The following is a 12,483-nucleotide window of genomic DNA, read 5'->3' as shown; positions in this document are numbered from 1 at the left end:
CGGACTCCGCCGCCACGCTCGAGGAGTCGGTCAAGGGGTACCAGGAGATCGAGAAGGACCTGGTCAACTACATGCCGACCATCCCGCTCTGGTACAACAAGGTCAACGCCGGCTACTCGAAGAAGGTCCAGAACGTTCAGTACGCCCAGGACGGCGACCCGATCCTGACTGAAGTTCAGGTCAAGAAGTAACCGACGACGTAGTCCGCGGGCCGGTGCGGGACCGACACTGACATCGGTCCCACACCATCCTGCACGCCGTGGCCGGGGGGCCCTTCCGCGTCATCGACGACCCTACGAGGGATCGATGACGAGGGAGGTCCCGTCGGCCACCACGTGCGAGGGCTCACGGCCGCGATGGATGCCTTCGCCGACAACAGAACTCTGGGTCAGCCTCTGGTGAACCACGACGGCGTCCTCGATGGCGACGGGCACACGGTCGTTCGGCCGGCCGCGACGCCGCTGGATGAGAACGGGCTGATCACTGCACGCCATTGCCTCCCGTCACGTGGGTCGACCCAGTGCGAGGCAAGCCCGGACTCGTCGCTCACAATGCGGGCGAGGGCTTCGTCGGCCCCCCTGTCACCCCGCCGGCGGTGGCTCATCAACGCGGACGGTGAGGCGTGGAACACGTGGGACGCCGAACCCACCCGCGGCGCCACCTGCCGTGTCGCGCACCGCATGGTCTGCCCCTACCTCGCCCCCGAAGACCCATGGCCGTGGGGCACTGGCCTGCGCGAGGAGAACGGGCGCCGGGCGCAACGGTTGTTCAACATCCCGGACCTGCGCGAACTGCCCGACGCCAGTTGAGCCATGGTGTGGTAGCCCCACTCCCCCAACTGCGCCACCACCTTTCGCCTAGTGATACCCGCAGCCCAGGACGCGGACTCGACGCAGAGCCCCGACTTGGACTGGTCTGCGGATCGTCGGACGACGACATCAACGACTGCACTGGCTAAGGGCTGTCCCGTAATCCCTGGCGAGCGCACGACGACAGTTGCGGCACCTCGCCGCGTTGTCGGAACGCCCGCATTAACCCAGTATGAGGACGCCCCTCCGCCTTGCGATGCACCACATCTGACGCCGCGCGCTGATCCACCAGGGATTACGGGACAGCCCTTAGTGGGGCACAGGGCGCCGGAAGGACAGCGTGAGGGCCGCAGTCAGCAGCACCAAGGGCAGGGCCAGAGCAGCCGCCCGTGCGTGGGTGACGAGAAGCGCCGCCAGCCCTGCTCCTGTCGGCAGCATCGCGATCACCGCAATGTTGTATCGCTCAACCTCTTTCCTGACGGCGAGTGCTACCAGCGCGCCGGTGAGAGCGCCCGTCATGTAGGTGGTCGAGAGATTCGGCCCGCCTGCGGCACGGATCATGCCGCCCTGGCATCCCATGCACACGGCCATGGCCGCCAGGAGGACCAGTTGGCCGGTGCCGGCCGGCTTGCCGTCCAGAGCGGCCCACGCCGTCATCGCACCGGTCATGATGATCACCTCTGCGAGCAGTGCGATCCGGGCACCGCTCCATCGTGCGCGGCCCGGGACGGAAGCAACCCGACTGCCGAGAAGCACACCGCAGGTGTACGCGATGATCGCCAGTGCTGCGTGACCGGCCAGCAGCATGTCGTGGGTGGCGATGGCGAGACCGAACAGAGCAAGGTTCGCGGTCATCACACTGGTGAATACACCGCCGAGGGTCATGAAGCTGATCGCGTCGACTGCTCCCGTCGCCATGGCCAGAAGCAGAACGGGAAAGGAGGACTTGAGGTTTCGTGGCTGAGCGAGCCACTGGTCGTGGGCCTGCGTCATGCATCGACTCCACATCGAGGTCGGATTCATGTGTGCACCACAGAACGTCTGACACTGCACAGCAGGGTCGGTACGGACGTCATCGGGCTGTGCGCGGCGCACGGTGAAGCCGGACGCTGTGCCCGCGAGTCTAAGGGTTGTCCGGTCATCCCTGGCGGGACAGCGCGCGGCGTCGAATGCGGTGCATCGCAAGGGCACTCACGTACCGGACACAATGGGCGGATCCTCGTCGATGGCCAGGTGAAGTACGGGCTCCAGATCCCTGATAAGGCATCCCTTCTGGCCGGCTTCAGGCCGTCAACGGAGATCCATGGGTTCAACGCGATTCCTGAAGCCGTTCGGCCGTCCGATCGCGGCGCCCAGGTGGCGGAGTAAGCCATTCGGTGTATTTACTGAGAAAGTGCGTACGCAAGGGGTGTTCCATGGCCGCACCGGCCCATGAAGCAACGCGGCAGAGCTGAAAATGGGCCGTATCCGTACGAGGAGTCGTGGCCCCCATGGCGATGGTCAACGCCGGCCAGCGGAATGGCACTCCGATCGGCATCTGCCGCGAGGACCACGGCAGCGGGCAGCCGATCGTACTGATCCGTGGCGACGCGGGCCACATACCGCTTGTGAGAGAACACCGTCGATCGGCTGCGTTCGCTGATCAAAGACCTCATCTACGGGACGGTGGAGGGCGATCGACGCAACACCGCCCGGGCACACCCAGAGGTTGTCAATCCCGCGCTGCCGGACTTAGTGAAGGGATGAACGGTCCATGACGAGAGTCACCGGTCGGGCCCGGCACCTTCGTGGCCTCCTGGCAGGGGCTGCCGCGGGCGCTGCAGGGACCACGGCCCTGAATGCGGTCGGTTACCTGGACATGGTGACCCGCGGCCGAGGCGAGAGCACGACACCCGAAGTCACCGTGGAGCGGCTGTCGGAGACTCTGCACGTTCCGATCCCGGGCAACGAGGACGTACGGAAGAATCGCGTCAAAGGCCTGGGTCCCCTGACCGGCATTGCATCAGGTGTGGGCATGGGCGCCCTGCTCGGTCTTGCGCTCTCCTGCGGCTGGCGACCGGGAAGCGCGCTCCTGACCGCCACGGCGACGACGGGGGCTCTGATCGGAACCAACGGCCCGATGACCGTGCTGCGCGTGACCGACCCGCGCACGTGGTCACGCTCCGACTGGGTCGCCGACATCGTTCCGCACGTGGCCTACGCGCTGGTCACCGTCGCCGTCATCCGGAGACTGGGACCTGACCCGACCGATCACATTGGTGAGAGCCGTACGGGAATACGGCAACGCGGCGCCACGCTCCGGCACATCCTGTGCTCATGACCTGTGGCTGAATCCCCATCGCCCCTGTCGAGCAGCCGGGAAGGCGGGCAGCACGCCGGGAAGGCCCACGTCGCGCCCACAGCTGCCGTGGGAATGCGGTGTCCGCAGCGGACGAAAAAACAAGGGCAAGGAGGTTGTCCACTCCTTGCCACTCTCAACATATAGCGCACCGGGGGCCTTGCGGCAAGACCCGGGTGGTGCTGCAGAATCTCCAGCCGAAGCCAGAACCTGCGTAAATCAGGGATTCGCGAAATAGGCGCGCCTTGGCGGCGTATGGGTCTCTCGGGACGTCGAACCATCGGTGGGACACACGGTGCGGTCGTGGACGCTCGGCACCACAGGTGCGGGTGCGCGCCGCCGGACTGCTCGGAGCAGCTGGCGACATGCAGGTTTGTTGACATGGGGGTTTTCATGATTGACGTGATCATTGCTGGCGGCGGGCCGACCGGCTTGATGCTGGCCGGCGAGTTGCGGCTGCACGGCGTGCGTGTGCTCGTGCTGGACAAGGAGGCGGAGCCGACCGTGCAGTCCCGTGCGCAGGGTCTGCACGCGCGCAGTGTCGAGGTGATGGACCAGCGCGGTCTGCTGGAGCGGTTCCTCTCGCTCGGCAAGAAGGTCACGGCCGGCGGCTTCTTCGCCGGCCTCGGCCAGGCGTGGCCCGAGCGGCTGGACACAGCACACTCGTACGTCCTCGCCATCCCGCAGCAGGTCACCGAACGCCTGCTGACCGAGCACGCCACCGAACTCGGCGCCGAGATCCGGCGCTGCTGCGAACTGGTCGGGCTGAGCCAGGACGAGCACGGGGTGACCGTCGAGCTGGCCGACGGCACGCAGCTTCGCTCGCGCTACCTCGTGGGCTGCGACGGCGGCCGCAGCACGGTGCGCAAGCTCCTCGGCATCCGGTTCCCCGGTGAACCCTCCACGGTCGAGACGTTGCTGGGCGAGATGAAGCTGACCGTGTCGCCGGAGAAGCTGGCCGCCGTGGTGGCCGAAGTCCGCAAGACCCAGATGCGGTTCGGCGCCATGCCCCAGGGCGACGGTACGTACCGCGTCATCGTGCCTGCCGAGGGGGTGGCCGAGGACCGTACGGCCGCGCCGACTCTCGATGAGTTCAAGCAACAGCTGCGGGCGTACGCCGACACCGACTTCGGCGCGCACTCACCGCGCTGGCTCTCCCGCTTCGGCAACGCCACCCGGCAGGCCGAGCTCTACCGGGTCGACCGGGTGCTGCTGGCCGGCGACGCGGCGCACATCCACCCGCCGACCGGCGGGCAGGGCCTCAATCTCGGCGTCCAGGACGCGTTCAACCTCGGCTGGAAACTGGCTGCCGCGATCAACGGCTGGGCGCCCGAGGGTCTCCTTGACAGCTACCACACCGAGCGGCACCCGGTAGCCGCCGACGTGCTGGACAACACCCGCGCGCAGATGCAGCTGATGTCCACCGAGCCGGGTCCCCGGGCAGTACGCCGGCTGATGTCGGAGCTGATGCACTTCGAGGAGGTGAACCGGTACCTGATCGAGAAGATCACGGCGATCGGGGTCCGCTACGACTTCGGCGAGGGGCATGAACGGCTCGGCCGACGGATGCGGGACGTGGGGCTGAAGCGCGGTCGCCTCTACGAGCTGATGCACTGCGGCCGCGGACTCCTGCTCGACCAGACCGGCCGGCTCTCGGTGGCGGGCTGGGCAGATCGGGTCGACCACGTCGTCGACGTCAGCGAGGAACTGGACGTGCCCGCGGCGCTGCTGCGGCCGGACGGCCACGTGGCGTGGGTCGGTGACGATCAGCGGGATCTGCTCAGCCAGCTGCCCAGGTGGTTCGGCGCTGCCGCCGGCTGAGCGCGCTGTTGGCCGGCCCTTCACTCAGATGCCCCGCCCCTTTCACCCGGTCGGGCTGCGCTGCCGGGCCCGGCGGCGCCGACGGGTGAACGCTGAGGTGCTGTTGACCTCCAAGGAAGCGAGAACGGCATGACCGCATCCGGCACACAGCCTCGAATACTGCGCGCACACGTCACCGTCGCCGGATGTGCATTGGCCCTGTGCGCGTCCGCGGCAGCTCCGGCTGCCGCGGAAGGCGACCCGACCGTCACGAAACCCACCGTGGTCCTGGTGCACGGCGCGTTCGCTGACGGCTCCAGCTGGAACGGGGTCATTTCACGCCTTGAGCGCAGCGGCTACACCGTCATCGCGCCTGCCAACCCGCTGCGCGGTCTGTACAACGACTCGACCTACATCGCCTCGGTACTCGACAGCATCAAGGGCCCGGTCGTCCTGGTGGGCCACTCCTACGGCGGCGCCGTGATCAGCTCGGCCGCGGCCGACAACCCCAGGGTGAAGTCGCTTGTGTACGTCTCGGCGCTGATGCCCGACGTGGGCGAGAGCGGCATGTCGCTGGCTGCGCGGTTCCCCAGTGAACTGGGCACCGCCACCAGGTCCGTCCCGTACCGGGAGAGCGGCCGCAGCGGGACCGACCTGTACCTCAAGAGCGACAAGGTTCACCAGGTCTTCGCCGCCGACCTGCCGGTGCGCGAGGCGAATCTGCTGGGGGCCACCCAGCGGCCCGCCGCTACGACCGCGTTCTCCGAGAAGGCCAAGGTCGCGGCGTGGAAGCACATCCCGTCCTGGGCACTCGTCGGCCGGCAGGACAAGACCATCAGTCCGGATCAGGAGCGCTTCCAGGCGAAGCGAGCCGGTTCGCACACGGTGGAGATCGACTCCTCCCACGTGTCCTTGATCGCCCATCCCGCGGCGGTCGCCGACCTGATCCTCCAGGCGGCCGGAGCTCCCTCCTCCGCCCGGCCGTCCCGGGCGGCTGCCGGGTCCGCGAATGGCATCGGTGCCAAGGCCGCCCTCGCTGGTTTCACGGGAGCGTCCCTGGCCGCCGGCGCCGGGGCCGTCCTCCTCGGCCGCCGGCTGCGACGCACCCGCCGCTGACGGCGGGCCGACAGGTCGCGCCCCCCACGGATCCTCCTCTTCGGGACCGTCGAGCCGTAGCGCGCCGAGCTGTGTCCTGGCTCGGCTCGCAGGTTCAATGCCACAGAGCTGGATCTCCGTCGTCGCCGCGGCACTCACCGAGCTGACCGCAGCCCACGACGGCGCCCTCACCGCGGATGATCCACGCGCCGGACCGGGGCGCCCCGGTCCGGCGCGCCGCCATTGGTCAGATGCGCCTCGCGGGAGCGATCCGGCCCGCGCGGGGACGTCATTTCGGCCGTCAACCAGCTGAAGACCTGCGGCACTTGACGTTTCCACACCGCGATGGTGTGCGGCCCGCGCGCCTCGACCACCACCACCTGCGTCGGGGGTGCTGCCGCCCGCCGCAGCGCGAGGCCGTCACTGTAGCCGTCGTTGCGCCGACCCGAGAGATACAGGGCGACGCGCGGCGGGGTGGTGGCGTGGCGCAGGATCCACAGCGGGTTGTTGACCCGCCGCAGCTCCGGGTTTCCGGCCGTGAGGGAGACCCGCTCGGCGGCCGGGTCGTTGTAGCCGGAGAGGCCCACGGCGGCCCGGTACCGGTCGGGGTGGGCGAGCGCCATCTTCACGGCGCAGTGTGCCCCGGCCGAGAACCCGGCCACCGCCCAGCCTCTCGCACGGCTCTGCGCGCGGAAGGTGTCGATCACCATCTGCCGGACGTCCACACTCAGCCACGATTCGGCGTCCACGACACCCGGCACGTTGGCGCACCCGGTGTCCTGGCCTGCCAGCAGATTCGTGCGCGGCTCCACGAGGATGAAGGGGGCGATCTCCCCACTCCGCATCCGGGCCTCCAGCTGCGACTGCACCCGCAAGCCGCTGAACCACGCCTTCGCCGATCCGGGGAAGCCGCCGAGGAGCTCGACCACGGGGAACTTTCGGTGCCGAGAGGCCGGTTGGTTGTACTGGGGCGGCAGCCATACGTACACCTCGCCGCGCACCCCCGACACCCGACCGTTCAGCCGGGTGACGCGGACGCCCGGACCCATGCGGGCGTCATGCACCGGACTGAAGTTCTGGACGACCTTCGGCTCGTCCCCCGGTCGTTTGTGGTCCCCTAGTCCGTCGCGCCCGAGGTTCGGCGCGGCGACGATGTGTTGTCCGGTGCCGAGCAGGTCGGCCCAGCTGTCATACAGGCCGTTTTCGTTGTTGACCATCACGAAGACGCTCAGCACGGCCGACCCCTGGGCGAGGACGACCATCGCCAGGCGCGCGGCGCCGCGCGCCAGGGCGGGACCCCGTACCCGGCCCCACAGCAGCAGGGGCAGCAGCACGGTGACCAAGGCCAGCGCGATCGTGGCCAGGAAGAAGGGTGTCCCCGTCAGGCTCATCACGCCTGGGAGGATGCCGTACGCGCTGCGCTGGTTACCCGCTTTTCCACCTTTTTACGTCGAACGCGAGAAATCGAGGAGCGCCGTGTTGACGCCAGGAACGGTCGGCCCGTGTCATCACGGCCCGGTCTCCCCGCGCCCGGGGGCTCCCACGCGCCGGTGTGCTGCCGTCCCCGGACGAGTCGGCGGGCGGTGGCCAAACAGATCAGTTCGTGGCGGTTCGAGAGCTCGGCTTGCGCAGGACGGATGGCCCCGATGACGTTCTCGGCGGTGCCGGAGACCGCAGGGCGAGTGTCCGGACGGGGCGCTCAGGCCCTGTCCAGGCCTCTGGCTCCACTGCTCGCCTGCGCCCTCGGCACCTGCATCGGCGTGCGCCCCACCGTCACGGCCGCTGCCGCGCTGCTCTCGCTGGGGCCGCTCGTTCGACGCCACGACCCGGATGCGGAGGACAGAGAACGTCTGCGGAACGTCATCGGGGACGGTGGAGAAGTTCAGGGTGGCGGTGGCGGGTAGAGGGTGTTTGCGTTTGTCCGGGGCTTCGGCCTGTTCCTGCCGCACGGACCCTCCGCGAACGCTCGGATCAGGTTCTCCGTCGTGCGGGTGACGAACCGCCCGGTGCGCGCGTCCATTCCATGGTTGCGTCCGTTGTCCCGAGTTCCGGCCATGAGGGCCTCGACCCATCGCATGGTCCCGGAAGCGAAGACGCCCGATCCGCTCGGCACGGTGTAGTACGCGGAGTCGGAATGACTTGGCGTTCCCTTGAGAAAGAGTGGGGAGTGCGCAACGACCTCAAGCGGCGCCGGGGTGGGCATCCCCGGCGTGACCCGGTCGTACTCCACTCCGACCAGATGGTCGAAGGAGTCTCCGCGTCTGACCCCGGTCCCTTCGAAGAGCCAGTGGTCGTCGGCATGGACCACATACGGGGCGTCGACCGGATAGCCCTCGTAAAGGACCCCGGTGAGGGAGGATTCGGGGTCGGCTCCGGGCGGCTGTCGGAAGTCATGTGTCGGCAGGGCCGGATGGTCGGCGAGGTACGGGTCTGCCCGGTAGTCCGTTTTGTAACAGACCACCGTGCGTGCGTCGCCGGTGGGTCCCCCCTCCAGCCTGATCCGGCGGAAGCAGGCGTTGGCGCCGAGGAAGGCCACATTGGTACCGGAGTCACGTGCCCGGGTCACGTGGTCCCGTTGCTGTGGGCTCCAGTACTCGTCGTGGCCCAGGGAGAGCGCCGCACGGGCGCCCTGGAGCACGCCGGGCTCGCGGTGGACGTCCACCCCCGTGGTGTAGGCGAGCGGAATTCCCAGCCGCTCCGCGAGAACGACTACCGCCCTCTCGTAGACCATGAACTTCTCGGCGCCGCTGCGGTCATAGGGCCGGTCGAAGCTGACAGCGAGCGACCGTGTCGCGTACGCACCGTCCTCGCCCTGATAGAGGCTGTACCCGCCCCAGGCGTTGTACGCCTGCCAGGTCGACGCCGCGTGCATCACCACTGTCCTGCCCGCGCCGGACGAAGAACGGACGATCAACGGCACATAGCGCTGGTGGCCGTTGTCTGCCTCCAGTCGGAGCAGGTACGCACCCTCCGGCCAGCCGTCGGTGCGTACGCCGAGCGTGCGCTTCCAGTCGGCCCGGACGGTGCGAGTGACCTCCAGCAGCCGGGGCCGGGCCTGGACCGAGCCGGCGATACGGCGCGAACGCCACACCAGGCGCGCCTGGTGTCCCCCGTACCAGCCGACCCGGTAGGCCGAGACCCGGAAGCCGGAAGCGGTTGTGGAGACGTACAGACCGAACTCCTCGCCCGGCAGCACGCTGACTCTGTCGGTGTATCCCTGGACGGCCTCGGGCGTTCCCTCCGAACGGATACGCCAGTCCGGGTTTTCCGGGCGGGTCCGCTCACCGTCCCCGGTGGTCCGGGTGGCACCGGGCGGGGTGGTCTCGGTGCGGGGCCCCTTCGCAACGGAGGAGCGGCAGCCGGCCGCCATCGCACCGGCCGCGGCAACAGCGAGGAAATGCCTGCGCTCCAGACGGCCGGGCGCCCCGTCGTCCTGCCTCTCGGCCCGCTCCATGTGATCCGCCAAGTGTTCCCGCCGCGACACCGTCACCGCCGATCGTCCCCCGGCACGCGCCCGCGGACGAGCCGAATCGGGCACACGGGTCAGCACCCGTGGTGAGCCCCATCCTGCGCCGCACCCCCTCGGTGACCGAGGGGGTGCGGACGGGCGCACCACGACATGTGGTGCGCCCGCGATGCTCCTACGGTGGAGGCATGCGGGTGCTGGTGGTCGAGGACGAGGTCCGCACGGCGGAGCTGCTGCGGCGCGGGCTGACCGAGGAGGGGTACGCGGTCGACGTGGCCACAGCCGGTCCGGACGCTGTCTGGCAGGCCTCGGAGGTGCCCTACGACCTGATCGTCCTGGATGTGATGCTGCCGGGCTTCGACGGCTTCGAGGTGTGCCGACGGCTGCGGGCCGATGGCTGCTGGGCCCCCGTTCTGGTCCTGACCGCCCTCGGCTCGGTCGGCGAACGGGTGCACGGCCTGGACGCCGGTGCCGACGACTACCTGGCCAAACCGTTCAGCTTCGCCGAACTGTTCGCCCGGCTGCGGGCCCTGGTCCGCCGCGATGCCCACCCGAGGCCCGTACTCGTCACCGTGGGCGATCTGCGGATGGACCCGGCGAGCCGACGGGCATGGTGCGGGGAGGCCGAGCTCCAGCTCTCGCCGAAGGAGTTCGCCCTGCTGGAGCTGTTCCTGCGGTATCCGGGCGATGTGCTGACCCGTACCCGGATTCTGGAGCACGTGTGGGACTACCCCTGCGACGGGGTTTCCAACGTCGTCGACCAGTACGTGGCCTACCTGCGGCGCAAGGTCGACCGGCCGGGCGAGCAGTCCCACCTGGAGACGGTGCGCGGCGCCGGCTACCGGTTGCGGGCCCCCGATACCGCTGAGCCTTCGGCGAGCCCTGCGTACCCGCCCGTCCGGCCGGAGGGGCCCGGTGCCGGGTCCGGGCACGGGCGATGAACCGAGATGCCCCTGCGATGGCGTTTGGCACTGGTCTTCGCCCTGGGTACCGCCCTGGTGATCGCGGTCGCCGGATTCCTCTTCCTGCGACGGCTGACGGCGGGCCTCGACGCCTCCCTGAAGGCGACACTGCGTGCCCAGGCCGATGCCGAGGTGGCCCGGCTGGCGGCCAGGGGCCCGCTCCCTCCCCTGCCGCCCCCGTCCGCACGCGACCCCGACGGAGGCCTCGGAACCGGTGCGGGAGCGGAGCGGGTCGCCCAGGTGCTCGCGCCCGACGGCAAGCTCCTCGCCTTCACCGACGGTGCGGGCAGACGTCCGCTGGCCGATGACGAGCAGGTGCGGGCGGCAAGCCGGAACACGGTCGGATTCACCACCTCGGTGGAGGGTCAGGAGTACCGGATGCTCGCCGTTTCGGCCTCCAACGACAACAAACCGGTCGTCGTCCTGGTGGGGTCCAGCACCCGGCTCGCGGACGCCGCGACCACGCACAGCCGCAACGCCCTGCTGCTGGGCGGCCCGCCCGCCACGGTCGCCGCAGGTTTCGGTGCGTACTGGCTGGCCGGCTCCGCCCTGCGTCCGGTGGACCGGATGCGCAGACTGCTCGCGGAGATCACCGAGCACGACACCGGCGCCCGCCTGAAGACTCCTGCCACCCACGACGAGGTCGCTACCCTCGCGGCCACGATGAACGACGTGCTGGACCGGCTCGCCGACGCTCTGGCCCGCCAGCGGGGCTTCGCCGCCGACGCGGGCCACGAACTACGCACCCCTCTGACCACCCTGAAGGCCGAACTGGAACTGGCCGGGCAGCCCGGCCGCACCCGGGAGGAACTCGCCGCCGCGGTCGCCGCCGCCGCGCAGGACACCGACCGGCTGATCCGCTTGTCCGAGGACCTCCTGATGCTGAGCAGGACCGACGAGGGACGAACCGTCGTACGGCCGGAGCCACTGGCACCGGCCGAGCTGCTGGCGGCCGCCGTGCGGGCCGCTTCATCCCGCGCGGCGCCCCGGAACGTAACGGTGCGCCTGCGGGCCGACGAGGGCGTACGCATGGTGGCCGACCCCGACCGGCTCCGGCAGGCCTTCGACAACCTGCTCGACAACGCCCTGCGCTACGCCCCCGACGGGAGCAACGTCGAAGTCGGCCTCACCGTCCGCGGGGCGGGGATGGATGCCCGTGCCGTGATCGAGGTACGTGACCACGGTCCCGGCTTTCCGCGCGCGTTCCTGCCGCTGGCCTTCGAGCGGTTCCGCCGAGCCGACGCCGCCCGCAGTCGGCACGGGGGCGGGGCCGGCCTCGGCCTGGCCATCGTGCGTTCCATCGCGCAGGCACACGGTGGCAGTGCCACGGCCGAGAACGCGCCGGGCGGCGGTGCTCGGGTGCGGCTGACGATCCCGCTCGCGCCAGGAGCCACCCGCCGCTGAGGGGATGCCTACGGTGCTCCACGCCGAGCATGTCAGTCCTCACATCCGGCGTACACGATCGCCTCACCAACGGTTTCGCACCATGGGGGCATCGGCACACCAGCAACGCACCCCGTGCGAGGTGAAGTCTCATGAGCGTGAAGGCCACGGAGAAGACCGGAAAGAGTGTCCGGATGCGGACGGCAGCCGTCGGTGCCGTGTGCGCGGCCATGCTCGCCGGCGGAGCCGGGGTAGCAATCGCCGCCCCGTCCACGGCACCCGCTGTCCATCTGGCGACAGTCGCCGCGCCGGCACGGGCGACGACCCCGTCCATCACCGCCCACGCCAGCCACAGCTCGGTCAAAGCGGGTTCGACCGTGGTGATCAGCGGCAAGACGAAGGACATCAAGGCCGGCAGCAAACTCACCGTGCGTCATCTCAACAGCAGTGGCAAGTGGGCCGCGCTGCACGCCCGCGCAACCGTCGAGAAGGGCGGCGTCTACCGCGCGCACGTCAAGCTCAGCCACAAGGGCGCCCAGCAACTGCGCGTGGCCCACGGCAAGACCCTGTCGCCCATCGTCCGCGTGATGGTCACCTGACCTCCCGCCGACCCGAAGCGACGCCTCGCGG

12 protein-coding genes and 1 pseudogene are annotated in these 12,483 nt (G+C 69.6%); 9 read left to right on the top strand and 4 right to left on the bottom strand.

The window, feature by feature from the left end:
- Nucleotides 1-191, top strand: a pseudogene (locus ACNPQM_RS18760) (ABC transporter substrate-binding protein); the annotation flags it as partial.
- Nucleotides 192-293: 102 nt separating this feature from the next.
- Here the strand turns inward: ACNPQM_RS18760 and ACNPQM_RS18755 are convergent.
- Nucleotides 294-494, bottom strand: coding sequence for a hypothetical protein (locus ACNPQM_RS18755; RefSeq protein WP_418084882.1), 201 nt, complete (start codon nucleotides 492-494; stop codon nucleotides 294-296).
- A gap of 57 nt (nucleotides 495-551) precedes the next feature.
- Between ACNPQM_RS18755 and ACNPQM_RS18750 the strand changes: the two genes are divergently transcribed.
- Nucleotides 552-809, top strand: coding sequence for a DUF6083 domain-containing protein (locus ACNPQM_RS18750; protein ID WP_418084881.1), 258 nt, complete (start codon nucleotides 552-554; stop codon nucleotides 807-809).
- 309 nt (nucleotides 810-1,118) lie between these two features.
- On the opposite strand, the gene ACNPQM_RS18745 is transcribed toward ACNPQM_RS18750, so the two are convergent.
- The gene (locus ACNPQM_RS18745) at nucleotides 1,119-1,802 is read right to left on the bottom strand and encodes a YoaK family protein (protein ID WP_418084880.1); all 684 of its coding nucleotides are present in this window, start codon (nucleotides 1,800-1,802) and stop codon (nucleotides 1,119-1,121) included.
- A 760-nt stretch (nucleotides 1,803-2,562) separates the two neighbouring features.
- Here ACNPQM_RS18745 and ACNPQM_RS18740 point away from each other — a divergent pair.
- The 3 genes from ACNPQM_RS18740 to ACNPQM_RS18730 all read left to right on the top strand — a co-directional run bounded on the left by ACNPQM_RS18740 (nucleotide 2,563) and on the right by ACNPQM_RS18730 (nucleotide 6,063).
- Nucleotides 2,563-3,129 (top strand): hypothetical protein, encoded by a 567-nt coding sequence (locus ACNPQM_RS18740; RefSeq protein WP_418084879.1) that lies wholly within the window; start codon nucleotides 2,563-2,565, stop codon nucleotides 3,127-3,129.
- Nucleotides 3,130-3,540: 411 nt separating this feature from the next.
- Nucleotides 3,541-4,968 carry a rifampin monooxygenase gene (gene rox / locus ACNPQM_RS18735; RefSeq protein WP_418084878.1) on the top strand — a complete coding sequence of 476 codons (1,428 nt, stop codon included), beginning with the start codon at nucleotides 3,541-3,543 and terminating at the stop codon, nucleotides 4,966-4,968.
- Nucleotides 4,969-5,097: 129 nt separating this feature from the next.
- Nucleotides 5,098-6,063, top strand: a complete 966-nt coding sequence (locus ACNPQM_RS18730; protein ID WP_418084877.1) for an alpha/beta fold hydrolase — start codon at nucleotides 5,098-5,100, stop codon at nucleotides 6,061-6,063.
- A gap of 167 nt (nucleotides 6,064-6,230) precedes the next feature.
- On the opposite strand, the gene ACNPQM_RS18725 is transcribed toward ACNPQM_RS18730, so the two are convergent.
- Nucleotides 6,231-7,433: an alpha/beta hydrolase gene (locus ACNPQM_RS18725; RefSeq protein ID WP_418084887.1), complete on the bottom strand. Its 1,203-nt coding sequence runs from the start codon at nucleotides 7,431-7,433 to the stop codon at nucleotides 6,231-6,233.
- A gap of 255 nt (nucleotides 7,434-7,688) precedes the next feature.
- On the opposite strand from ACNPQM_RS18725, the gene ACNPQM_RS18720 reads away from it, so the two are divergent.
- Nucleotides 7,689-7,946: a hypothetical protein gene (locus tag ACNPQM_RS18720; RefSeq protein WP_418084876.1), complete on the top strand. Its 258-nt coding sequence runs from the start codon at nucleotides 7,689-7,691 to the stop codon at nucleotides 7,944-7,946.
- On the opposite strand, the gene ACNPQM_RS18715 is transcribed toward ACNPQM_RS18720, so the two are convergent.
- Nucleotides 7,925-9,496: a N,N-dimethylformamidase beta subunit family domain-containing protein gene (locus ACNPQM_RS18715; protein ID WP_418084886.1), complete on the bottom strand. Its 1,572-nt coding sequence runs from the start codon at nucleotides 9,494-9,496 to the stop codon at nucleotides 7,925-7,927. The genes ACNPQM_RS18720 and ACNPQM_RS18715 overlap by 22 nt on opposite strands.
- A 200-nt stretch (nucleotides 9,497-9,696) precedes the next feature.
- On the opposite strand from ACNPQM_RS18715, the gene ACNPQM_RS18710 reads away from it, so the two are divergent.
- The 3 genes from ACNPQM_RS18710 to ACNPQM_RS18700 all read left to right on the top strand — a co-directional run bounded on the left by ACNPQM_RS18710 (nucleotide 9,697) and on the right by ACNPQM_RS18700 (nucleotide 12,452).
- Nucleotides 9,697-10,449 (top strand): response regulator transcription factor, encoded by a 753-nt coding sequence (locus tag ACNPQM_RS18710; protein ID WP_418084875.1) that lies wholly within the window; start codon nucleotides 9,697-9,699, stop codon nucleotides 10,447-10,449.
- Nucleotides 10,450-10,455: 6 nt separating this feature from the next.
- Nucleotides 10,456-11,874 carry an ATP-binding protein gene (locus ACNPQM_RS18705; protein ID WP_418084874.1) on the top strand — a complete coding sequence of 473 codons (1,419 nt, stop codon included), beginning with the start codon at nucleotides 10,456-10,458 and terminating at the stop codon, nucleotides 11,872-11,874.
- A 131-nt stretch (nucleotides 11,875-12,005) separates the two neighbouring features.
- A complete protein-coding gene (locus ACNPQM_RS18700; RefSeq protein ID WP_418084873.1) occupies nucleotides 12,006-12,452 on the top strand; it encodes a hypothetical protein in 447 nt (148 codons plus the stop codon).
- Nucleotides 12,453-12,483 lie beyond the last annotated feature (31 nt).

The sequence above is a fragment of the Streptomyces sp. NPDC056231 genome, assembly GCF_048270745.1.
Taxonomy (GTDB): Bacteria; Actinomycetota; Actinomycetes; order Streptomycetales; family Streptomycetaceae; genus Streptomyces.
The sequence above is the reverse complement of the archived record's forward strand: the minus strand, read 5'-3'. Positions and strand labels throughout refer to the sequence as shown.

Excerpts from the sequence above, each read along its gene's own strand:
- ACNPQM_RS18755 (WP_418084882.1), bottom strand. The coding sequence starts at position 494 with ATGGCGTGCAGTGATCAGCCCGTTCTCATCCAGCGGCGTCGCGGCCGG.
- ACNPQM_RS18750 (WP_418084881.1), top strand. The coding sequence starts at position 552 with ATGCGGGCGAGGGCTTCGTCGGCCCCCCTGTCACCCCGCCGGCGGTGG.
- ACNPQM_RS18745 (WP_418084880.1), bottom strand. The coding sequence starts at position 1,802 with ATGACGCAGGCCCACGACCAGTGGCTCGCTCAGCCACGAAACCTCAAG.
- ACNPQM_RS18740 (WP_418084879.1), top strand. The coding sequence starts at position 2,563 with ATGACGAGAGTCACCGGTCGGGCCCGGCACCTTCGTGGCCTCCTGGCA.
- rox (WP_418084878.1), top strand. The coding sequence starts at position 3,541 with ATGATTGACGTGATCATTGCTGGCGGCGGGCCGACCGGCTTGATGCTG.
- ACNPQM_RS18730 (WP_418084877.1), top strand. The coding sequence starts at position 5,098 with ATGACCGCATCCGGCACACAGCCTCGAATACTGCGCGCACACGTCACC.
- ACNPQM_RS18725 (WP_418084887.1), bottom strand. The coding sequence starts at position 7,433 with ATGAGCCTGACGGGGACACCCTTCTTCCTGGCCACGATCGCGCTGGCC.
- ACNPQM_RS18720 (WP_418084876.1), top strand. The coding sequence starts at position 7,689 with ATGACGTTCTCGGCGGTGCCGGAGACCGCAGGGCGAGTGTCCGGACGG.
- ACNPQM_RS18715 (WP_418084886.1), bottom strand. The coding sequence starts at position 9,496 with ATGGAGCGGGCCGAGAGGCAGGACGACGGGGCGCCCGGCCGTCTGGAG.
- ACNPQM_RS18710 (WP_418084875.1), top strand. The coding sequence starts at position 9,697 with ATGCGGGTGCTGGTGGTCGAGGACGAGGTCCGCACGGCGGAGCTGCTG.
- ACNPQM_RS18705 (WP_418084874.1), top strand. The coding sequence starts at position 10,456 with ATGCCCCTGCGATGGCGTTTGGCACTGGTCTTCGCCCTGGGTACCGCC.
- ACNPQM_RS18700 (WP_418084873.1), top strand. The coding sequence starts at position 12,006 with ATGAGCGTGAAGGCCACGGAGAAGACCGGAAAGAGTGTCCGGATGCGG.